General features: G+C 32.4%; 16 protein-coding genes, 1 tRNA gene and 1 other RNA gene. 12 read left to right on the forward strand and 6 right to left on the reverse strand.

The window, feature by feature from the left end:
• The first annotated feature begins 7 nt into the window (after nt 1-7).
• From pheT to ACSYSW_RS05940, 7 genes are all read left to right on the forward strand, one after another.
• Nucleotides 8-2395, forward strand: a complete 2388-nt coding sequence (pheT, locus tag ACSYSW_RS05910; protein ID WP_491705940.1) for a phenylalanine--tRNA ligase subunit beta — start codon at nt 8-10, stop codon at nt 2393-2395.
• A 5-nt stretch (nt 2396-2400) separates the two neighbouring features.
• A complete protein-coding gene (locus ACSYSW_RS05915; protein WP_491705939.1) occupies nt 2401-2694 on the forward strand; it encodes an integration host factor subunit alpha in 294 nt (97 codons plus the stop codon).
• A gap of 135 nt (nt 2695-2829) precedes the next feature.
• Nucleotides 2830-2925: signal recognition particle sRNA small type (gene ffs, locus ACSYSW_RS05920), an RNA gene on the forward strand.
• Nucleotides 2926-3099: 174 nt separating this feature from the next.
• A complete protein-coding gene (htpX, locus tag ACSYSW_RS05925) occupies nt 3100-3981 on the forward strand; it encodes a protease HtpX (protein WP_491705938.1) in 882 nt (293 codons plus the stop codon).
• A gap of 151 nt (nt 3982-4132) precedes the next feature.
• Nucleotides 4133-6079, forward strand: a complete 1947-nt coding sequence (locus ACSYSW_RS05930; protein WP_491706176.1) for a peptidase U32 family protein — start codon at nt 4133-4135, stop codon at nt 6077-6079.
• An 801-nt stretch (nt 6080-6880) separates the two neighbouring features.
• A complete protein-coding gene (locus tag ACSYSW_RS05935; RefSeq protein WP_491705937.1) occupies nt 6881-7597 on the forward strand; it encodes a helix-turn-helix domain-containing protein in 717 nt (238 codons plus the stop codon).
• Between the two features lie 41 nt (nt 7598-7638).
• A complete protein-coding gene (locus ACSYSW_RS05940; RefSeq protein WP_491706177.1) occupies nt 7639-8736 on the forward strand; it encodes a YdgH/BhsA/McbA-like domain containing protein in 1098 nt (365 codons plus the stop codon).
• A 104-nt stretch (nt 8737-8840) separates the two neighbouring features.
• On the opposite strand, the gene hrpA is transcribed toward ACSYSW_RS05940, so the two are convergent.
• On the reverse strand, nt 8841-12779 hold the full coding sequence (hrpA, locus tag ACSYSW_RS05945; RefSeq protein ID WP_491706178.1) for an ATP-dependent RNA helicase HrpA: 3939 nt from the start codon (nt 12777-12779) through the stop codon (nt 8841-8843).
• A gap of 74 nt (nt 12780-12853) precedes the next feature.
• Between hrpA and ACSYSW_RS05950 the strand changes: the two genes are divergently transcribed.
• The 4 genes from ACSYSW_RS05950 to ACSYSW_RS05965 all read left to right on the forward strand — a co-directional run bounded on the left by ACSYSW_RS05950 (nt 12854) and on the right by ACSYSW_RS05965 (nt 18704).
• Nucleotides 12854-13276 (forward strand): META domain-containing protein, encoded by a 423-nt coding sequence (locus ACSYSW_RS05950; protein WP_491706179.1) that lies wholly within the window; start codon nt 12854-12856, stop codon nt 13274-13276.
• A gap of 292 nt (nt 13277-13568) precedes the next feature.
• The gene (pykF, locus tag ACSYSW_RS05955; protein WP_491706180.1) at nt 13569-14978 is read left to right on the forward strand and encodes a pyruvate kinase PykF; all 1410 of its coding nucleotides are present in this window, start codon (nt 13569-13571) and stop codon (nt 14976-14978) included.
• 110 nt (nt 14979-15088) lie between these two features.
• Entirely contained in the window at nt 15089-17164 is a 2076-nt protein-coding gene (gene ppk1 / locus ACSYSW_RS05960; protein ID WP_491705932.1) for a polyphosphate kinase 1, read from the forward strand.
• A gap of 16 nt (nt 17165-17180) precedes the next feature.
• Nucleotides 17181-18704, forward strand: coding sequence for a Ppx/GppA phosphatase family protein (locus ACSYSW_RS05965; protein ID WP_491705931.1), 1524 nt, complete (start codon nt 17181-17183; stop codon nt 18702-18704).
• Here ACSYSW_RS05965 and ACSYSW_RS05970 read toward each other — a convergent pair.
• Nucleotides 18697-19707: an FAD:protein FMN transferase gene (locus ACSYSW_RS05970; protein ID WP_491706181.1), complete on the reverse strand. Its 1011-nt coding sequence runs from the start codon at nt 19705-19707 to the stop codon at nt 18697-18699. The genes ACSYSW_RS05965 and ACSYSW_RS05970 overlap by 8 nt on opposite strands.
• 30 nt (nt 19708-19737) lie before the next feature.
• Complete coding sequence (locus ACSYSW_RS05975) at nt 19738-22560, reverse strand: flavocytochrome c (protein ID WP_491705929.1); 2823 nt, start codon at nt 22558-22560, stop codon at nt 19738-19740.
• 445 nt (nt 22561-23005) lie between these two features.
• On the opposite strand from ACSYSW_RS05975, the gene ACSYSW_RS05980 reads away from it, so the two are divergent.
• Nucleotides 23006-24061, forward strand: a complete 1056-nt coding sequence (locus ACSYSW_RS05980) for a dihydroorotate oxidase (protein ID WP_491705928.1) — start codon at nt 23006-23008, stop codon at nt 24059-24061.
• Between the two features lie 115 nt (nt 24062-24176).
• Here ACSYSW_RS05980 and ACSYSW_RS05985 read toward each other — a convergent pair whose 3' ends face one another.
• The 3 genes from ACSYSW_RS05985 to dnaQ all read right to left on the reverse strand — a co-directional run bounded on the left by ACSYSW_RS05985 (nt 24177) and on the right by dnaQ (nt 26163).
• Nucleotides 24177-24866 carry an endonuclease gene (locus ACSYSW_RS05985; protein ID WP_491705927.1) on the reverse strand — a complete coding sequence of 230 codons (690 nt, stop codon included), beginning with the start codon at nt 24864-24866 and terminating at the stop codon, nt 24177-24179.
• Nucleotides 24867-25211: 345 nt separating this feature from the next.
• Nucleotides 25212-25288, reverse strand: a tRNA-Asp gene (locus tag ACSYSW_RS05990).
• Nucleotides 25289-25428: 140 nt separating this feature from the next.
• Nucleotides 25429-26163, reverse strand: a complete 735-nt coding sequence (gene dnaQ, locus ACSYSW_RS05995; protein ID WP_491705926.1) for a DNA polymerase III subunit epsilon — start codon at nt 26161-26163, stop codon at nt 25429-25431.
• Nucleotides 26164-26237: the final 74 nt, after the last annotated feature.

The following is a 26237-nucleotide window of genomic DNA, read 5'->3' on the forward strand; positions in this document are numbered from 1 at the left end:
CCAAGACATGAAATTTAGTGAAAGCTGGCTACGTGAATGGGTTAATCCAGAAATCAGTAGCGATACATTATCCGATCAATTAACAATGGCTGGATTAGAAGTTGATGATGTCGAAAAAGTTGCAGGTGATTTTACAGGCGTTGTTATCGGTGAAGTTGTAGAATGTCAACAACACCCTAATGCTGATAAATTGCGAATTACCAAAGTTGATATAGGTCAACCTGAACTATTAAATATAGTTTGTGGAGCGCCTAATTGTCGTAAAGGCTTAAAAGTGGCTTGTGCAAAAGTTGGAGCTATATTACCTGGTGATTTTAAAATTAAACCGGCTAAATTACGAGGTGAACCTTCTGAAGGAATGTTATGTTCTTACTCGGAATTAGGAATTAAAGAAGATCACAGTGGTATCATTGAATTACCTATCGATGCACCTACTGGTCAAGATATTCGTGAATATTTAAAACTTGATGATGTCATTATTGATATTAGTGTGACACCAAATCGTGCCGATTGCTTTGGTATTATTGGCATTGCTCGGGATATTTCATCGATAAATAATATTGCAATGCAAAAATTATCAGTAAATCCTGCCCCGGTATCTATTTCTGAAACGCTTAATATTCAAGTTAATGAACCTAATGCAGCCCCAAAATTTTTAGCTCGTGTGATTAAAAATATTGATGCGAAGGCGGCAACGCCTTTATGGATGAAAGAAAAGCTTCGTCGTGGGGGGATCCGATCTATTGATGCTATTGTTGATATTACTAACTTTGTATTATTAGAACTAGGTCATCCAATGCATGCTTATGATTTATCAAAAATCGAAGGTAGTATTATTGTTCGATATGCAAAAGTAGATGAAAAATTAGTATTACTTGATGGTAATGAAGTTGTACTTGATGATAATACATTAGTCATTGCAGATCAGCATAAAGTCCTAGCGTTAGCCGGTATTTTTGGTGGTCTAGAGTCAGGAGTAACGACTAATACAAAAGATATTTTATTAGAAGCTGCTTTTTTCGCTCCTTTAGCGATTACCGGTAAAGCTCGAAAGTATGGATTACATACTGAAGCATCACATCGATATGAACGAGGTGTCGATCCAAAATTACAACTTGCAGCGATAGAACGAGCAACACAATTAATTATTGACATTTGTGGTGGTGAAGTTGGACCTATTATAGATGTTACAAATGAAAATGAATTACCAAAAAATGAGACAGTTTTATTGAATCGTCAAAAAATTGATCGCATTATTGGTTATTCTATTGAAACACAACAGATAACTGATATTTTACTAAGATTAGGTTGTAAAGTTGAATATCAAAATGATATTTGGACACTTACAGCTCCTAGTTGGCGGTTTGATTTGCAAATTGAAGAAGATTATGTCGAAGAGATAGCTCGTATTTACGGATATAATAATATTCCTAATGTAAACTTGAAGATCGAATCAGTCATGCAACCAAAACCAGAAGGTAAGATATCGTTACAACGAATAAAAGATCTTTTAGTCGATCGTGGTTATCAAGAAGCAGTGACATATAGTTTTGTTGATCCAAAAATTCAACAAATTCTGCATCCAAATGAACCAGCAATACATCTACCAAATCCAATATCAAGTGAAATGTCAGCTATGCGCTTATCACTTTGGACAGGTTTATTAAATGCTGTTTTATATAATCAAAATCGCCAACAATCTCGTATTCGTTTATTCGAAACAGGATTACGTTTTGTTCCTGATGAAAAGGCTGATCTTGGTATTTTACAAGAACAAATGCTTTCTGGCGTTATCACAGGTTCTTTATATGAAGAACATTGGGATCAAACCAAAAGGCATGTGGATTTTTATGATTTAAAAGGCGATATTGAAGCTGTTTTATCTCTTTTAGGTTATTCAAACGTGATCCAGTTCACAAAATCTGAATTAGCCTCTTTACACCCTGGGCAAAGTGTGTCCTTATATTCGAATAATGTTAACGTAGGTTATTTCGGGGTTTTACATCCTGAAATAGAAAGAAGGTTAGGCTTAAATAGTAAAACGTTTGTTTTTGAAATAAATTTGACTAAATTTCAATCAAAGAAAATTCCGTTAGCTCAAGAAATTTCAAAATATCCGGCAAACCGTCGTGATATCGCTATTCTTGTCTCAAACAGTATTCCTGCGTCTGACATTATTGATGCTTGTAAAAATGCTGCTGGTTGTCAACTTGTTAAAATCAATTTATTTGATGTGTATCAGGGCGAAAACATTCAACCCGATCAGAAGAGCCTTGCTATCAGCCTCACTTTACAAGATAAATTAAGAACCTTAGAAGATGAAGAAATCGCGAATATTGTAAACAAATGTATTTCTGTTTTACAAACTCGCTTTAAAGCCCTATTGAGAGAATAATAATTATGACATTGACAAAAGCGGATATAGCCGAACGCCTAGCTGAAAAATTTAATATTGATCGCCAAGAAACTAAATCACTTGTTGAACTTTTTTTTGAAGAAATTCGCATGTCTTTAGAAAGAGGAGAACCAGTTAAATTATCGGGTTTTGGTAACTTCACGGTACGTGATAAAACATCACGTCCGGGACGAAATCCCAAAACAGGCGAAAGCGTTGCTATATCAGCTCGAAGAGTAGTAACATTTAGACCAGGAATTAAATTTAGAGAACGGATTGAAAAAAATATTGCTCTTTGAATAAGATTCAAATAATAATTTAATAAGCTTTTCATTGGTTTCCTTTGAAAAGCTTTTTTTATTTTAAATGAGCGCTAAAAAAGATTGAATTCATTAACAAATTCTTGCATAATAATGCCTCTTCAATGGAGGCTCCATGGGTCCTCTTGCAACATTTTTTTGCTCATCAGGTCAGGTCCGGAAGGAAGCAGCCAAAGTAAAAAATATGTGTGTGGGATGTGGCCGATGGAGCCTTCGCCATTTTAATTCAAATTTTCGATTATTTATCTCATATTTTTTATATTAAACATTATGAAGATAGTGACAAAATACGATAAATCATATAAAACTACTCTTTAAATTTGAAATCTAAGATTTATATAAATTCATAAGAAGGGTATTACTCCCATTTAAAAGAGGCAATATATGTTACGAATAGGATTATTCATTTTAACAAACTTAGCAGTTATGTTTGTTTTTGGTATTGTTTTAAGTATTTTTGGTATTGATAGACAAAGTACTTTAGGATTACTTCTTTTTGCTGCTATTTTTGGATTCACTGGGTCAATTATATCGTTATTATTATCGAAAACCATTGCGCTGCGATCAGTAGGCGGTCAAATTATTACAACACCAAAAAATGCCCAAGAACAATGGTTAATCGATGTGGTAACTCGCCAAGCAAAGCGCCTTAATCTTAAAACTCCTGAAGTTGCTCTTTATCAAGCTCAAGATATGAATGCTTTTGCGACAGGCGCAAGACGAGATAATTCACTTGTTGCCGTTAGCACAGCATTATTAAATACAATGACTAAAGATGAGGCTGAAGCTGTTATTGCACATGAAATGAGTCATATTGCTAATGGGGATATGGTTACCATGACCTTATTACAAGGAGTTGTAAATACTTTTGTTATTTTTATATCTCGAATTTTAGCCTCGCTTGTCGCTCAATCAATGTCAGATCGTAATAAATCCGATTCACAGGTTTCTTATTATTTAATCGCTATGGTTTTCGAGGCAGTATTTGGCGTATTAGCCAGTCTCATTGTTCTTTGGTTTTCAAGAAGACGAGAATTTTTTGCCGATGCAGGATCAGCTAAACTTGTTGGTAGCCAGAAAATGATTGCCGCCTTGCAATGCTTAAAAAAGAGTAGTGAACCACATGAAGAAAGTACAGTTATGGCTTTATGTATTAATGGAGCAAAAAAAATTAAATTCTCAGAATTATTTATGTCACATCCACCATTAGATAAACGAATCGAAGCCTTACGAGAAGGAACTTATATTAATAAATCAACACTATAATTTATATATGAATTTATTAGATAAAAGTTGATCGTTAATCAATGTATAATTGATTAACTCTATGAATAACCTTCTTTAATTTTAAATAAAAGGAGGTTATTATAGGTAATAATTAATTCTGTTAATAACATGTTTTTAATGAGATGTTACAATGTCACAAATTGCCTCGCAAATAAATAATAATCACTTAGAATTATTAAGTCCTGCTAAAAATCTAGAAATTGCAAAACAGGCTATTTTACATGGTGCCGATGCTGTTTATATTGGAGGACCAAGTTTTGGTGCTCGCCATAATGCAGGAAATTCAATAAGCGATATTCATCAATTAGTGCAATTTGCTCATCATTACTACGCAAAAGTTTTTGTAACACTTAATACAATATTACATGATAATGAATTAGAGCCTGCTCAAAAATTGATATGGCAACTTTATGAAGCAGGTGTTGATGCCTTAATCATTCAAGACATGGGTATTTTAAAATTAAATATTCCACCTATTGATCTGCATGCAAGTACGCAAATGGATATACGCAGTGTCGAAAAAGCAACTTTTTTAGCAGATGTAGGATTTTCTCAAATTGTATTGGCTCGTGAATTAGATCTTCAGCAAATTACAGCTATTCATCAAAAATGTAATGCAAAAATAGAGTACTTCATTCATGGTGCTTTATGTGTTGCATTTTCAGGACAATGTTATATTTCTCACGCACAAACAGGGCGCTCAGCTAATCGTGGAGATTGTTCACAGGCTTGCCGTTTACCCTTTACATTAAAAGATGATCAGAATCGGGTTGTTGCTTACGAAAAACATTTATTATCAATGAAAGATAATAATCAAGCGGATAATTTAGAAGAATTGATTCAAGCAGGAGTCAGATCTTTTAAAATAGAAGGTCGTTATAAAGATTTAACTTATGTAAAAAATATTACTGCATTTTACAGGCAAAAACTCGATGCAATTATGACCCACCATCCTGAATTTATACCAGCATCGAGTGGTAAAGTTAACCATTCTTTTATACCTGATCCTAAGCAAACCTTTCATCGGGGCAGCACCGATTATTTTGTTCATGGAAGGCAAAACAACATCGGTGCTTTTGATTCGCCTAAATTTATTGGATTACAGGCCGGTGAATTAACTAAAGTGACTTCTGAGTATATTGAGATCAAATCCGAAAATCCTTTGCATAATGGAGATGGATTGAATGTTCTCATAAAACGTGAAATTATTGGATTTCGAGCCGATAAAGTAGAAAAAATAAATCAAAATCAATATCGCATAATAACTAACGAAATTCCAAAGGAGTTACTATCGGTAAAATTACCTATAACCGTAAATCGTAATGTTGACCATGTTTGGCAACAAAATTTATTAAAAGAATCAAGCCGCCGATTAATTGGCATAAAACTGACATTAGTTAATAATGATAAAAGTGTTAGGCTAATTGCTGAAAGTGAAGAAGGGATCATAAGTTATTATGATCTTAATCATGAATTTGAGGTGGCAGAACAAAAAGATAAAACTTTAAAGGTAATCAAAGACAACTTATCTAAATTAGGTCAGACATCTTATTATTTACAAGATTTAACCATTAATCTAACGACAGTTTATTTTATTACTAGCAGCCAAATAAATCAGTTAAGGCGAGAAGTTATTGCAAAATTAAGCGATAAACGAATAACAAAATATACTTGTGCAATTCGAAAAGCTGAAATCTCACCAAAACCAATATACCCAGATAACCAATTATCTTTCTTAGCTAATGTTTATAACCATAAAGCTCGAGAATTTTATAAAGAACATGGTGTTGAAATAATTGAAGATGCTTATGAAGCCCATAAAGTTGTTGAAGATGCACCGTTAATGATAACTAAACATTGTTTGCGTTTTGCATTTAATCTTTGTCCTAAGCAAGCAAAAGGTGTGCAAGGGGTAAAAACAAAAGTTAGCCCAATGAAGCTTGTGCATAATAATGAAGAACTCATTTTAAAATTTAATTGTAAGGCATGTGAAATGCAAGTATGGGGAAAAATTAAAAATCATATCTTAAAAATGCCATTACCAGGTAGCGAAGTTATTTATTTAGATAAGTCTTAATATTTATCTTATTTGAATAAAAAAAGCCAAGTAAAAAAGGGCATTAATATAAATATTCAAGACATATTTTTATAGAAATTAGGTTATAAATTGTAATATTTTGTAGGCTTCAAATTTATTATTTATGATATAAAGCATAGATATATAGAAACATACCTCATTAAGTTATAACAAATAAATTGAAATCGTAAATATTTTTCTTCATTAATAATTTTAGTTAATGCTTGTTGAAAAGTAATATGTTGTTTGCATTTCTTGCACGGCAATATTTTGATTATTTGAAAAAGCTAAAATATTTCCTTTCATCTCATTTTAATTGTTAATCAATATAGGAAGCAAAATGATAAATTAAATTGCAAATAAAAGCATCGAAAATCGGTAATTTTTTATTTGTTTTAATAACCAATAACAAGTTAAACTAATTTTGGTTTATGTTGTAAGAATCAGCTAAATAACGATAAAAACTAAACAAAATCATAATCATTGATTCTTTATTTTCTGTAATAAAATGATTAATTCGGATTTAAATTTTTTAATTTCGTTAAAATACATTAGCAATTAATAAGTAAAGATCTTCTTATTAACTTAAGTTCGCATAATATATATTATGTTAAATTAAATATAAATATTAAAATTGCTCCATTCTTCTTTTATAAATTTGTTATTAATCTCATAACACGATATCTAATATTTCAAATAATGCTGATAAAGAAAAATTAAAAACTGGAAAAATTTAATTAATTGTATTTTTAGAAAAAAATGCTAATCTACTGTTTTAAATTTAGAATTAACTATTAACTCATGTTCAATGATGCTAAAAAATTAAGTTCTCAAATTTCTTCAACATCCCACCACTTTATTAATAATGAACATTTTATTTATATGCTCAATAACGACACCTTAACTAAAATTGTTCAACGCAAACTAACCTACGACAAAAATAAACTTTTAACCGAAAAAAATAAGCCTTTTGTTAAATTTTTTATTATTCATACTGGTGCTGTAAAGACGTATACTTTATGCCAAAATAATCATGAAAAAATCAATGGTTTTTATTTAGCTGGTGACATTATTGGATTAGATGCTATTACAACAAATAAATATAATTACAATACAAAAACACTTGTTAATTCAATTATTTATGAAATTGATTATTCGATATTAATGAATAAAATCGAATGTGATTCATTTATTCGTAATTATATTTTTCATTTATTAAGTAGTAATTTGTACAAATATCAAAAAATAGCTTTATATAATTCGTTAAAAAAATCCGAAGAAAAACTAGCCTACTTTATTTATTCTTTATATCTACAATATTTACAACGGGGAAATACTACATTAACGATAAAATTAATGATGAGCCGTATGGATATTGCTAATTATTTAGGGTTAACCATTGAAACAATTAGTCGAAATTTTACAAAATTTGAAAAATTAGAAATATTAACCGTTAAAGGAAAATATATTCATATACATAATTTAAATGCGTTAATAGATTTAGCAAAACATTTTTAATTCGTGTAAAATGATAAAAAATTTATATAAGGTTAATATCAATGGCATTACTCAAGAAAACATTTATCGCAGTATCTTTTGCTCTAATCCCCTTTTCTTCTTTTGCAGCAAAACAATTAACATTAGAAGAAGCCAATAAATTACAACCATTTAAAGAAATTAACGTCCGTGGCGCTTTTTATACAAATACAGATTATGTAAATGCAGTATCGAAAGTTGCAGATAAACAAGGTGCGGCTTCTTTTTACATTACAACTACTAATATAAGCCCCTCTAACGATTCATTACGAATTGTTTATGCTAATTTATATAAAGCAGATGCATCTGAAAAAATTCAAGAAACTGAAAAGTTTCGCCAGTTTAATGGCGTTTATGAATATCCAAAACAAACTGCTATTCGATTAGAACCTTTTGATATTGTTCGTCTTCGAGGATATTTTCCAACCGAGATAGACATAAATAATGCCATGGGCAAAGAAGCTGCCTCTAAAGATGCTTATGCGTTTTATATTGATGGACGTCAAGAAATGGGAAGTAATGTAATATTGACAGCCTATTTATTTAAAAAAGATGCCGTTGAACGAAAAATACAACCTGAAAATGCGATTCCTTATGATTCCGAAGCTGGTCGAGCCGCTTTAGCGCAAGGTGGTGAAGCGGCAATGCAAGTCGAGAAACCCGGTTATTACTCTTCATCAGATTTTAATGAAAATTTTTATGCGCAAAAGTTTAATAATGAAATTATTGAAAAACCGACCTCATCATCTTCTTCACAAGAAGATACAGCAATTGTAAATAAATCTGATACAGTTGATAGTTTTGATAAACCTGTTGAAACAAAAACAGAAATTGATGTAATGAATACGGCAGATACTGTCGCAGCTCCGCAAACAACAAATCGTTACACTGTCACTCTTCCAGATGGGCGAAAAATTCAAGAATTAAATGATGCAACAGCACTTAAAATGGTACCCTTTGATACTATTAAATTTAAAGGTTATTATGTCACTTCGCAAGAAGTTTCATATCAAGCAGGTAAAAGAGCTATCGATAAAGGTGCGAAATATTACCATATCTCTCGAGTTAGCCAAGATACCAGTGGACCTAATGTAACCGTTTTTGTTGATCTATACCGTTAATATAAAAAATAGTACAAAATAAAAAAGGGCTTATGCCCTTTTTTATTTTGTAAATGAGCCAATTATTGGTGTTTTAAAATTCAAACTAAAATTTTTAATATCCATTAATTTTTAGTTAATTCTATCATATGTTGTAAAATACGTTTTGCCGAGATGGGATAAGATGTTCCTATTTGCTGTGCAAATAAATTAACTCTTAACTCTTGAATCATCCAAGCAACATTTTTTATATCAGAAGGCAAAAATTTACCCACTATTAAGCCTTGTTGCCATTTCTGATATTTGCTTTCAATCTCTTCAATCTCATTAATAGCGACTCTATCTTTATGAATATTCATCGATAATTTTTCAATCCGTTTTTCAATAGCTGTCAAATATCGATAAATATCTGGTAATTTTTCATAACCAGAATCTTGAATAAATCCTTTGTAAATTAACTGGTTGAGTTGTTTTTTTATGTCCGATAAGGCATAAGCTAAAGAGAGATCGACCCGCCCTTTTAGCTTTTTATTGATGGCAAAATGCAGTGATAATATTAATTCTACTTGTTTAGCTATATCTATAACGATTTCATTAATATGTGTTTTTGTATAAGTTAATAATTGATCATAATCTTGTTTAGAAGCAATTTTTATAGCAAATTTTTCAATTAGATAATCGATACCACAAGCTATACAATCATCGATTAAATTTAGTACAGTTCCAAACGAATTAAAATATAATCCTAATTTAGATTTATTAGGTAATTTTTCATGCAAATATTTTATCGGTGAAGGAATGTTTATCATTAATAAACGGCGTAAACCTAATTTAGTTAAAGCAAATTGTTCTTGTGGATTATCCACTAATTTAATACTTACCGAATCCTTCTCATCAACCAAAGCCGGATAAGCTTTAACAATATAATGATTATGTTTTTCTTCATAAACTTCGGGCAATCGATCAAAATCCCAATCGGTAATATTATCTTTTTCGATACTACTGGCTTTTTGATTGGAAATTTGCGTTAATGCTTGTTGCATTTTTTGTTTTAATTGTTCTTTTATCTGCGATAGATCTTTGCCTGATAAAATTTCTTTATTTTTATTATCAACGATTGAGAACGTCATTTTTAAATAATCAGGGATTTGCTCTAATTGCCAATCTTCTTTATTTATTGTGACTCCTGTCATTTTACGAAATTCCGTTGCCATTGATTCTAATAAAGGTTTATTAATCTGATTATCTCTAGCTAAAAAAGCTTGCGCATAATTTGGTGCAGGAACTAAATTACGCCTAAGATTCTTAGGTAAAGCTTTTATTAATGCAATAATAAGTTCTTGGCGAAAACCAGAAACTTGCCAATCAAATCCTTCATTTTTTACTTGATTAAGTATATCAATTGGGATTTTAATTGTGACACCGTCACGATTATGACCAATATCAAAATGATAGGTTAATGGTAATTTAAGATTATTTTGATACCAAAAATTAGGGAAATCTTGTTCAGTAATTTTTAATGCAGCCGAATTTATTAACATTTCTTTACTGAAATTAAGATAATTGGGAGCTTGTATTTGTTTTTTTTGCCACCAACTATCAAACTGTTTAGCATTAACAATCGAGTCATCTATCCTTTGATCATAAAAATCAATCAAGACATCCTCTTCAATTAAAATATCTTGTCTCCTTGATTTATGTTCCAATTCTTCAACTTGTTGTATTAATTTTAAGTTTCGTTTATAAAAATCATATGAAATTGAAAAATCGCCTTCGACTAATGCATGCCGAATAAATAAAGCTCGACTTATAATTGGATCAATTTTGCTATAATTTACAGGACGATTCATAACAATAGGCAATCCAAAAAGGGTTACTTTTTCGTTAGCAATGACAAAACCTTGTTTTTTAGACCATCTTGGCTCACTATAACTATATTTCACTAAGTGTTTAGCAACACCTTCTATCCACTCCGGCTCTATCTTAGCGGCTATTCGTCCCCATAAACGGTTCGTTTCAACTAATTCACTTACAAAACACCATTTCGGTAAGCTTTTAAATAATACAGAATTGGGAAATAATGAAAATTTAATATTCCGAGCACCTATATAATCATGTTTTTCATGCTCTTTCATACCAATGTTAGAAAGTAATCCACTTAATAAAGAAATATGTAAAGCTTGATACTCTGCTGGTAAACTATTTATTGACCAAGATAACTCTTTAACAGTTTGTCTTATTTGGGTATATACATCTTGCCATTCGCGAATTCGAAGATAATTTAAAAAATCTTTTTGGCAAAGGCGTCTAAATTGATTTGTTGATAATTTTTTTTGCTGTTCTTCAATATAACTCCACAAATTCACAAACGAAATAAAATCCGATTGTTTGTCGGCAAAGCGTTTATGTTTTTCATCTGACGCTTGCTGTTTGTCAAGCGGTCTTTCACGGGGATCTTGAATTGATAATGCAGCAGTTATAATCATAACTTCTTTCAAACAGCCTAGTTTGCGAGCCTCTACAAGCATTCTAGCTAATTTAGGATCCAACGGTAATTTGGCTAAGACTTGACCTATAGCTGTTAATTTATATTGATTTTTTTTCGGGTAGATAGCACTTAATTCTTCTAATAAACGAATACCATCACGAATATATTTTGCATCGGGCGCTTCGACAAAAGGAAAAGCTTCAATATTACCTAATCCAAGCGCCATCATTTGTAAAATCACAGAAGCTAAATTAGTACGCAAAATTTCGGGATCAGTAAATTCCGGTCTCAATAAGAAGTCTTGTTCATCATATAAACGAATACAAATACCATCTGAAACACGTCCTGAACGTCCTTTTCGTTGATTTGCGGACGCCTGTGATATGGGCTCTATGGGTAATCTTTGTACTTTAGTACGATAACTATAACGACTAATACGTGCAAAACCGGGATCGATCACATATTTAATGCCAGGTACCGTTAATGATGTTTCAGCGACATTGGTTGCTAAAATAATACGTCGATCTTGATGCGATTGAAAAATACGATTTTGTTCAGTCGCCGATAATCTTGCATATAAAGGTAAGATTTCGGTATGTTTGAGATGAGATTTAGTTAATAAATCAGCCACATCACGAATTTCTTTTTCACCTGTTAGAAAAATCAAAATATCGCCATAACTCTCTAAACTTAATTCGTCTATTGCTGATAAAATAGCCTGGAAATGCTTATCAGACAAATCAGTGTCGGATTTACCATCTTCATCTTGAATCTCTTGTAATGTAATTGGTCTATATCTTACTTCAACAGGAAAAGTTCGACCAGAAACTTCAATAATAGGTGCCTGATTAAAATGTGCAGAAAAACGATCAACATCAATTGTAGCCGAGGTAATAATCACTTTTAAATCAGGTCGCTGTGGTAATAATTTTTTTAAGTATCCTAAAATAAAATCAATATTTAAACTACGCTCATGCGCTTCATCGATAATAATCGTATCATATTGTCTTAGCAGTTTATCTTGTTGGATTTCTGCCAATAAAATTCCGTCCGTCATTAATTTTATTAGTGTATTATCACCAACTTGATCTGAAAACCTTACTTTAAAGCCAACCACGTCTCCAATCGATGTTTTTAACTCTTCAGCGATTCGGTTTGCGACTGAACGAGCAGCAAGGCGCCTTGGTTGTGTATGGCCAATATATCCTTTAACACCTAACCCCAATTCAAGGCAAATTTTAGGGATTTGCGTAGTTTTACCAGAGCCTGTTTCGCCAGCAATAATTACGACTTGATTCTGTTTAATCGCTTCATAGATAACTTGCTTTTTTTCAACAACTGGTAAGTGACTGGAATAATCAATTTGAGTAGGAACATTCTCTTTTCGGCATTGATAATGTAACGTTGCATTTTCAATTAATTGCTGCAAATTTTTTAAATGGTTCTGTTCGCTGTCTGCTTTCGTTTTAGCATGATTTACGACTTGCTTATTTTGAAGCTGCTCATAATTGAGAATTTTTTGCTTATCCACCAATGTCATAGAATCAAATAATTGGATTTGGGATTGAGATAACATAAGAGGTTACGTATAATTGTTTCAATAAAATTCATTTGATTATAACAAAATTTATCCAGCATTAGGGAACTTATATGCAAAAAGCATTTATGATATGCCTATTTTTTGCCATGAACTTAAGTACTGTAGCTTGTCAGTCAAATACCACCATTACTGCAAACAATCTGATGCATCACCGATTTATTTTATCTCGCATTGATGATCAACCCGTAACCGAAATTCCGATTCTTAGTGAATTAACATTTAGTGAAAATATGTATGTTATCGGTAACTTTTGTGACTATTTTTCGGGTAATATGACTTTAGAAGGCTCATTTTTTAAAATCCCTAACTTAAATATTATTAAATCACCGTGTCTTGACGATGACTTACAAAAATCCAGAGAGATTATAGAATCTTTACTCAAAGATGGCGGTAAGATAAAACTTAATGATAAACAGCTTATTTTATATAATAAAAACCATCAAATTAATTATATATTAAGCGATTTAATGTAATTTATATTTAGATTGATTTGCATAAAATTCTTTATTTAAAACATGCTTAAAGTTATAATAGATTTATCTCAAGGTATACTAAATATTAATGATTATTAACTATTCGATTTCTTCAAATCATATTAAATTTAATGCTAGTGGTTTTTTAATACCATTGACGTTTTCTTGTACCAATGCAAATGCATTGGTTTTTTTTAAGATAATTTAACAACTATATTTCTAATACATAGTGTACCAAGCAAAGTTTCGTTTTTAATTTTAACCATTATTGATAATTTAAGTAGATAACATTATGAAAAAGACAAAAATCGTATGCACCATTGGTCCTAAATCTGAATCTAAAGAGATGTTAGCAAAGTTATTAAATGCTGGCATGAATGTCATGCGTTTAAACTTTTCCCACGGCGATTATGAAGAACATGGTAGTCGTATTAAAAACCTACGTGAAGTCATGCAAGAAACTGGAAAAAAAGCGGCAATCATGCTTGATACTAAAGGTCCAGAAATCCGTACCATTAAATTAGAAAATGGAAATGATGTTTCATTAGTTGCCGGTCAAACCTTTACTTTTACAACAGATAAATCTGTCGTAGGTAATGCGCAAAAAGTTGCTGTAACTTATGAAGGTTTTGCCCATGATCTTAAGCCAGGGAATCGAGTACTTGTTGATGATGGTCTTATTGCGATGGATGTGAAAGAAATTTCCGGCAATGATGTTATCTGTACCGTTCTTAATAGTGGTGACTTAGGTGAAAATAAAGGCATTAATTTACCTGGTGTTTCAATTAAATTACCTGCCCTTGCTGAAAAAGATAAAAATGACTTAATTTTTGGTTGTGAACAAGGTGTTGATTTTATTGCTGCCTCTTTTATTCGTAAACGATCAGATGTAGAAGATATTCGAGCACATCTTAAAGCTCATGGTGGTGAAGATATTAAAATCATCTCTAAAATTGAAAACCAAGAAGGTTTAGATAATTTTGATGAAATTCTTGATGCTTCCGATGGAATTATGGTTGCACGAGGTGATTTAGGTGTTGAAATTGCCGTAGAAGAAGTTATTTTTGCTCAAAAAATGATGATCAAAAAATGTGTTAAAGCCTCTAAACCTGTAATTACTGCTACCCAAATGTTAGATTCAATGATTAAAAATCCTCGCCCGACTCGTGCTGAAGCCGGCGACGTTGCGAATGCGATTATTGATGGTACCGATGCAGTTATGTTATCGGGTGAAAGTGCTAAAGGAAAATATCCTTTAGAAACCGTTGAAGTTATGGCAACCATTTGTGATCGTACTGATAGTATTTTACCAGCACAATTAGAAATTAATGCTAATGAAAAATTACGTATAACTGCTGCTGTATGTTGTGGTGCTGTCGAAATTTCAGAACGCTTAAATTCACCGTTAATTGTTGTGGCAACTCGCAGTGGTAAATCAGCACGTGAATTACGTCGCTATTTCCCGCATGCTCGAATTTTAGCATTATCTTCTAGCCAAAAAACTGTGAATCAACTCGCTTTATCAAAAGGTGTTGAACCGGTTCTTATTGATGGTATTAATTCGACAGATGATTTTTATCGTTTAGGTAAAGATATGGCGATTAAAGTCGCAGGTCTACAAACGGGTGATATTATTGTTATGGTTTCAGGTGCATTAGTACCTAGTGGCACAACAAACACTACATCTGTACACCGTTTATAATCACTGATTAAAAGCTGTTTGAAGCCAGCAAATTGCTGGCTTTTTTTTTGACATAGGTTATTCTGTTATTAGATATTTATGATATTTGATGGGCTCAAAGTGACAACAAAATGAATGATGATAAGATGTATTTCCCTAAAGAGTTAAGTTGGTTATCTTTTAATCAACGAGTTTTACAAGAAGCGGCGGATAAAACCAACCCTTTAATTGAACGCATCCGATTTTTAGGCATCTATTCCAATAATCTAGATGAATTTTATAAGGTCCAATTTCCTAATTTAAAAAAATATTTATTAATCGAGCAAGAACAAGGCTCACCCTCTATCACAAATACCAAATATTTATTAAGGCAAGTAAACCAAAAAGTCATTCAACTGGAATTACAATTTGATCAACTCTATAACGATTTATTGCTAGAAATGGCACGTAATCAAATCTTTCTTATTAATGAAAGACAATTGACTTCATTTCAAGAAGAATGGATAAAAGAATATTACAAACAAAATTTACGTCCCTATATTACCCCTATTTTACTCAATAACCATTCTGAATTAATTCAATTTTTAAAAGATGATCATGCCTATTTAGCAGTCGAAATTATAAAAGGCAATGATATAAACTATGCCTTATTAGAATTACCGACTGATAAAATATCACGTTTTGTTTTATTACCTTCAGATCATTCCACTAAAATAAAATCTATTATCTTTTTAGATAATATTTTACGTTATTGTTTACCCGATATTTTTAAAATATTTTTTGATGGGAATGAATTTAATGCTTATTCATTTAAAATTAATCGCAATGCAGAATATGAGTTAAATACCGAATTAGATAGTTTATTAGAGCTAATGTCACAAGGCTTAAAACAACGTTTAACAGCGCAACCAGTTCGATTAATTTATCAAAAAAATATGCCTAAGCCCTTACTTGAACTTTTAATCAACCGTTTAAAATTAAGTGAATATGATGTTATGCCGGGTGGGCGATATCCGAACTTTAAAGATTTAGCTAATTTTCCATCGTTAGGAATGAAAAATCTATTAAATAAGCAACTGCCAAGTCTTTCTTATAAACGTTTTAAAAAATATCGTAATTCTTTTGAAGCTATACGTGAAAGAGACGTTTTACTCTATTATCCTTATTATTCATTTGGACATGTCATTGAAATTATGCGCCAAGCCTCATTCGATCCAGCTGTAACACATATTCGGATGAATATTTATCGTGTTGCCAAAGATTCTCGATTCTTAAATGCAGCCATCAATGCCGCAAATAATGGAAAAAAAGTAACAGTTGTTGTTGAATTACAAGCAAGATTTGATGAAGAAGCCAACATAAGATGGGCAAAAAAACTCATTAGTAGTGGCGTAAAAGTAATATACTCACAACCAAAATTTAAAATCCACGCCAAACTTTTTTTAATTGAACGCAAAGAAAACGATCAAATTGTGGGATATGCGCATATAGGAACTGGTAACTTTAATGAAAAAACAGCTCGATTATATACTGATTTTTCACTTATCACCGCCGATCCAGCCATTACGGAAGAAGTTAAAAAAGTCTTTAAATTTATCGAAAATCCATTCAAACCTTTTTTCTTTCATTATTTACTGGTATCACCACAAAATACAAGGCAACGATTAGGTGAATTAATTCAACGCGAAATTTTTCATGCTAAACAAGGAAAACCTGCTGCCATTTATTTAAAATTAAATGCGATAACTGATTTTGAAATGATAGATCAACTTTATCATGCCTCAAATATGGGCGTTAAAATCCGTATGATTGTTCGAGGGACTTGTGTACTTATACCAGAAATGGCCAATATGAGTGAAAATATTTTTGTAACAAGTATAGTTGATCGTTACTTAGAGCATGCTCGTGTTTATATTTTTGAAAATAATGGTCTTCGAGATACCTATATTTCATCAGCCGATTGGATGCCCCGCAATTTAGATAATCGCGTTGAAGTTGGCGTACAAATCCTCGATCCTATCGCTAAAGAAACAATCAATTCGATCTTTGAGATCCAAAGCCAAGATAATGTTAAAGCTCGTATCATTAATAAAGATAACAACAACAAATATGTTGAACGAGGTAATAAAAAGAAAATACGGTCTCAATATGTTATTTATGATTATCTAAAAAAACTAGAAGATACTGAACAAGAAGATATTGAATGATAAAGGAAAGCCAATAATGAATAATTTTAACGAATATGCTGTTGTTGATTTAGGTTCAAATAGTTTTCATATGATTATTGTGCGAAATATAAACAATGCAAATCAAATTATTTATAAAAATAAACAGAATGTTCATTTAGCAACAGGACTAAATCAAGAAAATTCATTAAGCGAATCCAGTATCAAACGTGGGTTAGATTGTCTATCACTTTTTGCCGAAAGATTACAAAATTTTCCGATTACCCATATCCGAGTAATTGCAACCTACGCGTTAAGAACTGCAAGCAATAGACATGTTTTTTTAACGGCAGCCTCTAAAATCTTCCCTTTCCCGATCGAAGTCATTTCAGGACGAGAAGAAGCAAGATTAATTTATTTGGGTGCGATGACAACTGAATCAACAGAGCCTAATGATACTACCTTTGTTATTGATATAGGTGGTGGTTCGACCGAAATCGCAATTGGTAAAGGTAATGAATTTAAACCTTATTTTGTGATCAGCCGACCGATGGGTTGTGTCACGTTTACCAAACAATTTTTTAATGATAAAAAAATAACCTCCGACAATTTTAGACGCGCAAAACTGGCAGCAGAACAGCAATTAGAAACAATAATCAATTATATTAAAAAGCAAAATATTAGCCTTGCTTTTGGTTCATCTGGCACCATTAAAAGTATACATCAAATCCTTTTAGATATAGGAGTAAATGATGGCATTATTACTAAACAACGATTAGATGATTTAGTTAATTATGTTTTAGATGTTCAAAACGTAGAGCAGTTAAACTACCCTTCGCTGTCGAAGGAAAGACAACCGGTTTTTGTCGGTGGCTTGGCTATTTTTAGCGGTGTATTTGACGCATTAAATTTACAGACATTGCAATATAGTCATGGCGCCCTACGCGAAGGTGTTTTATACGAACTCGTTGAAGGTAATAATTATCGTGATATTAGGCAAAACACCGCTGAATCTCTATTAAAACAATATAATATTGACGAGAAACAAGCTAATTTAGTTACCTTAGCTGCAAAATATTTTTATTTAGCTTGGCAAAAGCAAACCCAAATAGAAATCAATCCACATTTAGAAGCTATTTTATATTGGGCAGCACAATTACATGAAATAGGATTAAATATTAATTTTAGCGCTATTCAAAAACACTCAAGTTATATCTTAAAGAACAGTAATATGCCGGGTTTTAATGAAGAGCAACAATTATTATTATCGACTCTCGTTCGTAATTGCCGTAAAAGCCTACATATCGATGAATTTCCATTTTTTAGCTTATTCGAATTTAAGCAAATTATGCCGCTATTACAAATCTTAAGATTAGCAATTTTGATCAATAATCAACGTAATGCCATGATTAATTTTGAAGATTTTAATTTAACACTGCAATCAGGCAAAATTAATCACTTTATTCTTACCATTAAACGCGAATTTGTTGAAAATAATAAATTGATTCTATTAGATTTAGAACAAGAACAGCGTTATTGGCAAGACGTTAATCATTGGCAACTTACCATTCAAATTAATTAATATATGATATTTGATAGTCTTTATCTAATAACTCAAATATAAAAAGCTGAGAATTAGCTAAGATTAATTGATTTTGTTTAGTGATAAAAATAGCAGCTAAATGCTTCCTGTATTGTAAAAATTCAAGCGCTTGTTTTAGCCCAAATCCATATAAAATGGTAGACATAATATCGGCTTCTAAAGCCGATTTAGTTATCACCGTTACACTAATTAAATCATTATCAAGCGGATAACCCGTTTTAGAATTTAAAATATGATGATAAATATGTTTATCTTGAATAAAATAACGTTCATAAATACCCGATGTTACAATGGCTTTATCAATAAGTAAAATTTTACCGATAATTTCATGCTGTGTAGCAAAGGGTTTCCTTAAACCGACCTGCCAATATCCGTTTTCGTTAATAGGTGATAAGCCTAACGTTAATACATTACCGCCTAAATTTATAATAGCTTGTGAGATTTGTTTTTTTAGTAAAATTGCTTTAACAACATCAGCAATATATCCTTTTGCAATTGCACCTAAATCAAGTTGCATATTAGGTTTACGTAAATAAATTGATTTATCTTGAGGATTTAACTCGATATCATTAGGATCACAAAGCGGTAATAACGCCTTTATATCTTCTAAATCTGGGATCAAATCCCCCGAGAATCCAATTTTCCACAATTTTACGAGCGGTCCAATGGCAACATTGAAACAACTTTCTGGCAATAAACTTGCTTTCTTAGCTTGTTCTACAAGTGCAAATACATGAGGATTAACCTTTATTGGACAAATTCCTGCTGAATGATTAATCGACATCACATCTGATGCAGCTCGGTTCACCGTCAACTGATCTTCAAGTAATCGAATGGTTGCAAAAATCCTTGCAACCATTAACGGATTTATTTTATCAGCTTCATATAATTGTAGTGTGATCTGGCTGCCCATTAGTATTTGTGAAAATTCAAAAATATCATTACCTGTATTTTGCTTAGTCAACAAAGTATTATTCGTCATTTCTTTAACTACACTAATTATTTAACTGTATCATTGAGTTTTAGTACTTATCTCATTTATCGAATTATTATGCACAATAAAATCTACCGCATTTTTACCCGCTTCTAAACCAAAAACAATAATATCTGCAACAGCATTACCACCGATACGATTAGCCCCATGAACGCCACCTACAATTTCACCGGCTGCAAAAACGCCTTTAATAATATTGCCTTTTGTATCTAAAACTTGCGTATGAGAATTTATTGTCACCCCCCCCATGGTATGATGAATTCCTGGCGCAACTTTTATCGCATAGAAAGATGGGCTATTAAGTTGATGACGTAATCCTGTATTACGGCAAAATTCCAAATCCTGTTGTTTTTGTACAGCTTGATTATACTTTTTGATCGTTTGCTGTAACACTTTTGTATCTATTGCTAATTTATCGGCTAACTCATCGATATTATTTGCTTCAACAACAAATTGCTGCGCAATATATTCCTCAATGGCTTTATTACTTTGTCGAATTTGTTCATCGAAAATAATATAGGCATATTGGTTTGGTAATTGTCTAATTTCTGCTGAGACTTTATCACGGGTATCTAATTCGTTAACAAATCGAACACCGGCTTGAGAGACTAAAATTGCTCCGGCGCCACGTACCGATTCAGAGATTAAAAAACGGCGAGATTGTTCAACAGTTGGATGGATTTGAATTTCATTCATATCAACCGTTGCAGCGCCTAATTGTTGTAATAGATGAATACCAGAACCCAATGCGCCCTTATGATTTGTGGTAATAAAATCGCTTAAATCAGGACAAAAATGCGAGATCATTTTTTTATTTGCCCCAAACCCCCCTGTTGCCATAATCACCGCTTTGCAGTGAATTAATCGAGATTCGCCTTCAATTTGTTTTACACGAACAGCCACGACGTTATCATTTTTATAAACAATCTTATCAGCAACCGTCTCTAACTTAATATCAATACCTCGTTGATTAATATTTTTTAGTAAACCGCTAATTAAATAGCCGCCGACAGCTTGCCCATTTTCAGGTCGATGCGTTCTATCAACACTCATACCGCCAGTTGTTGTAATATTACTTAAAATAATACCTTTGTCGGTTAACCAATCTAGGGCTGAACTGGCATTTTCAACTAAAAAATGAAGTAATTCTGGATTATTTTTATTTTTTCCTGCTTGTAATGTTTCATTATAGAATTGCTGTTTATCGTCCTTAATTCCTTGCTTATGTTGAAATTGACTTTCAGCTACATTCATACCTGCCGAGGCTTTAGTTGTATTGCCTCCGATCACTGGCATTTGTTCAATAATAGTGACACTGTAACCTAAGTCATGGGCTTGAATCGCTGCGGCAAGACCGGCTCCGCCACTGCCAACAACAACAATATCATAAAATTGATTATGTAAATCTACCCCGGCAGTTATGATGGCTTCATGGTTAGATTGGGTTATTGCCTTGACTACTGCTTTTTTAAAAGCTTCACTTTGCGAAGTTGCACCTGCTATCACATCGACATGAGGACTGTTACTATCAATAATACGCTGTTTAATCAAATTAAAATTATCATTTGTTTGCTTATCAAAGACGTCACTATTCACTAACTCCATATTTTCAATAAAGTCTTTTCCTAAATCGACATTGATCACAAATTCATGCTGATCTTCAACAACAATTGATTGAAAACGCCCTTGTTTAAATTTAGCATGCATCACTTTACTGCTATCGCCTTTATCATCAACAATTAAATTTTTAACAAGTGGGAAATGCCAAAGTGGCGTCGGGATCGCCAGTTCATCTCGCTTATCAATGGCAATTTTAAGTGATAAATATTGATTATTTTTAATGCGCGATACCCAATCAGGATAAGCAATAAAAGCGCGCCCTACAGCAATTAAATCATAACCTTGGCTTAATGCACTATTTGCATCAGATTGATTCACGACATTGCCAACACCAATAACGGGGATCGTTGCCAATTTTGCCGATCGCATAGCAATATATTTTTCAATTAGCGGTGTAGGATCTTGTGTTTCGATAAGCGATGATCGCATGGTTGTACCCATCGAAAAATGCACATAATCAATCGATTTTTCAGCGATTTTATTTAATAGATAAAGTGTATCTTCAAAACAAATGCCGGGAGTTTCAAGCTCTTCGGGCGAGAAACGATAGCCGATGATAAATTGTTTTTTCTGGTAACGTGTTTTTGCTTGTAATGCTGCATCAACAACAGCTAAAGGAAATGTAGTGCGCTTTGCACGGCTCCCTCCCCATTTATCTTGTCGTTTATTAGAATGAGGGGAATAAAATTGTTGAATTAAATACGTATTCGCACCATGAATTTCAACACCATCAAAACCAGCCAAGATGGCTCTATTTATCGCTTGAGTAAATTTCTCAATTAATGCTTCGACTTCAGCAAAGGTTAACGCATTTGGTATTGGTGCATCGGGCCTTAGTGCCGCAACGGCGCTAGGTGCAACGGGTAAATCACCTCCGATTAATTTTGGGGTGACCATTCGACCGCCATGATAAACTTGTATGATCGCTTTTGATCCTTTATCTTTTATTGCTTTCGCAATTTTAGCAAGCCCTTCGATTTTATCATCACTATCCAACCCAATCGCGCCAGGAAAAGCCAATCCTTGCTTTTCAATATAACCACATTCAACAATAATTGCGGCTGCCTCCCCCGCTCGTAATCGATAATATTCAATCATATCTTGTGTTACGCTGCCGTCATGAAAACCTGAACATGTTGTCATCGGTGCCATTACAATGCGGTTTTTGAATTCAATGCCATTGGGTAAGGTTAAAGGTGTAAAAAGTGTCTTATTTTGCATGCGAGTAGGATTAATTTTAAAAATAAAAATTTAATTATTAAGAATATCAAATTTTCGACATGTTAGGTTATGTATTTATCAGCAACAAATAGAGATTTATTAATAAAAATCGCTATAAGGTTTATTTTTCGGTAAAAAATTACTTATAAAGTCTAAAAAATAATACTCTATGCTTTTCATTTACTTAAAGTTATTTTAATAATTGTAACTTGCAGTTTGATAAAATTAGGCTAAAATTCTGCTTTATTTATGACTAATTTAAAATACAATTCAATAATGTTAAGTCAGCTCAAAGCATTTAATCTATTTATTCAAATAATCTTTAAAAAAGAGGCAATCCTCCCTTTATGGAGGATTTTTTTTGCCTAAAGCCAACGATATCTAACATTGTTACTAAAAATTAATCGCTAGGGTTTAAGAGAAACATCAAAAAATAGGAGGAGATATGCCGTCTTTAATTCCATTTTACGATCCAAATAAAAGTTATGAAGAAAACTATTCTGATGGTCCTTATGGATTTTTTAGTAAACCAAATCTAACTAAAATCAAACAAAAAACACAAACTCAGTTTTTAGGTCAACGTATTAATTTACCATTTGGAATTCCGGCAGGTCCATTGCTAAATGCCAATTATATTAAAGCCGCGTTTGATTATGGTTTTGATTTATGCGTTTATAAAACTGTACGCTCAGAAAAACGAAAATGTCACCTGTTACCAAATATTTTATCCATCCATCCTAATGGCGATTTACTCCCTCATCTTGAAACGGTATTAGCCGATAAAAATTTTAGTGAACCTTTATCAATTACCAATTCTTTTGGTGTTCCGTCATTTGATCCTGATATTTGGCAAGTCGATATGACACAAGCGGTAAATTACGCAAAACCAGGACAGTGTGTCATTGGTAGTTTTCAGGGTACACAAGGTAAAGGAAAGATAGAACTTGATTATGCATTAACCGCAAAATTAGTCAATGAAACGAAAGTACCTATTCTTGAGGCTAATTTAAGTTGTCCTAATGAAGGCGTTACAAATTTATTATGCTTTGATACGAAAAAGGTAGAGCGTATTGTTAATGCGATTAAATCGGAAATTCCTGATAAACCGCTTATTATAAAGTTAGCCTACTTTGCAGATGACGACAAACTTTTAAATTTATTGAATAAAATTGGTCATATTATTGATGGTATAAGTACAATTAATACTATTTCAGCCAAACCGGTTAATCTTGATGGGAAACCTGCATTAGGTCCTAATCGGATAGAAAGTGGTGTCTGTGGTGATTCAATTCGCTGGGCTGGGCTAAATATGGTTAAACGATTAGCACAATTAAAACAGCAATTAGGATTACGATTTACCATTATTGGCGTCGGGGGGATGAATAAACCTGTGCATTATCAGGATTATATCAATTCAGGTGCCGATGCTGTGATGAGCGCAACAGGCGCCATGTGGGATCCTTTATTAGCCTTACAGCTCAAACAAACGTTATTTGAATAGTTAAGACGGTAATAATTCTTGTACCTACCTAATTTTACTGTTCGATACTAGTTCAGTTAATCTTAGGTAGGAAAAGACTTCAAATTAATTCAAATAGGTTAACTCGGTTTCTAATTTAGTTCACTGCTTGACATTGTGATGTAATAAAAGAATTATCATTACCTTGTAATTCCATAATTAACTGATTACGTGTACATTCCCATTTTTCAGGGGGATACATCTTATCCCACGCATTCATCAACTGCTGGTCTTGTTTAGATAAATTAATATTGTATTTCGTAGACATATAAAAATAAGAACGAGCAATCATTCCGCGAATTTCGTCGCGAGGTTGAAACTTACGATCTTTAAAATCAACAGCCGATTGACATTGACCATATTGAGTAAATTCTTGTGTAAATTGCGAATAGCGATAATTAGAACGATCGCCATTTACTTCACCGATTGCAGGTTGCAGATTATGCATATCCCCTTCCATCGATTTATAGATAGGATCTTTAGCGCAATTATCTCGTCCGCCTTCTTGCCAACAAGCCAAATGTTTACCAAAGTTTTCAGCAGGCATGACGTGTTCCCATTCAATACGTTCAGCACGAGTTTGATTTTTACGAACTTCATAACCACAGCTTTCTAAATCAACAACGCCCTTTTTTCCGTTAAATACAAAATCACATCCACAATAAAATTCTTTTTCATTAGGATTGGCGTTATAAATTTTGATAAGTTGTGTTTTTGCAGAGGCAAAACTAACGGCAGCATTGGCTAAAAATGGAAATAAAATAAATAATAAAAGTAAATTTTTCATAGAGTCCCTTCAAATATAATTTTATAACATTACACAAAATGTTTATAAAATTGGTATTCATTACCGTTATAAAACAGTCATAATAGGCATTGTTAATAATCTAGTATTATATAACATAAACTAGATAAAAATATACAAAATATTGACTGTAATACTTTAAAATAATGTTCGATGTCTTCTCTCTAATAAAAAAAAAGATAAGTTGATAAAAAGGATTTTGTTTGCTCAATTCGATGGGGCTATATAATTTAATTCAGCTAAGTTAATTGATAAAATTAAACAAGTGATGGTAGGTAATAAGATCGATTCATTAATTTAATGAATTTAATGAATTTATTTTAAAATTGGCGGAACGGACGGGGCTCGAACCCGCGACCCCCTGCGTGACAGGCAGGTATTCTAACCAACTGAACTACCGCTCCGCTAATAAACTCTTTAGTGCATTTGCATTAAAGTAGGCAGATATTAATAATAAATTTATATGCCGTCAATTAAATTTTAAAAAAATACATTCAATCGGATAGAAAATCTACACTTAACTATTATTATCCATAAAATTCAATTATTTTACGGACCATAAAGTAGATCCTGCTTTTTTGGTAATTTTATCTAAAATAATTTGATGTTCAGTTAGTTCATGACTATCGGCTTTTATGATTTTTAATTTATTGCCATTGCGTTTTAATAACCTTGAATTAGCGGCATCATTCAAATTTAAACCTAAATCATCCGAGTTGAAAGAAAGACTGGTTTGCCCGCCAGTCATTGTCAAATAAACATCAGCAAGAATTTCAGCATCGAGTAACGCGCCATGTAATACTCGATGAGAATTATCTATTTGATAACGTTCGCAAAGTGCATCAAGATTATTGCGCTTACCTGGAAATAATCGTCTTGCCATGGCAAGAGTATCTGTTATTAGGCAATGTTCACTTGTCTTGAAATCAATACCCGCCAACTGAAATTCATAATCCATAAAACCAATGTCAAAAGGCGCATTATGGATGATTAATTCTGCCCCATCGATGTAATTAATAAACTGTTGAGCGATTTGTTTAAAGATCAATTCATTTTTAACGGCGTCATTACTTATACCATGGACTTTAAAGGCTTCCTCATCAATGCTTCGCTCTGGATTGATATAAACATGAAAATTATTACCCGTTAAACGACGATTTATCACTTCAACTGCGCCAATTTCTATAATTTTATGACCTTCAAAATGATCACCATCTCCGAAATTCATACCGGTTGTTTCTGTATCTAATACAATTTGGCGTTCTGGTTGCGTTTTCACTGCTGTCTCTTTGTGTAAAATTTAAAGGAATAAAGAAATGTGCTATAGTCTATCACCAAAACGAGTTTAAAGAG

The sequence above is a fragment of the Gilliamella sp. ESL1225 genome (genome assembly GCF_058502635.1).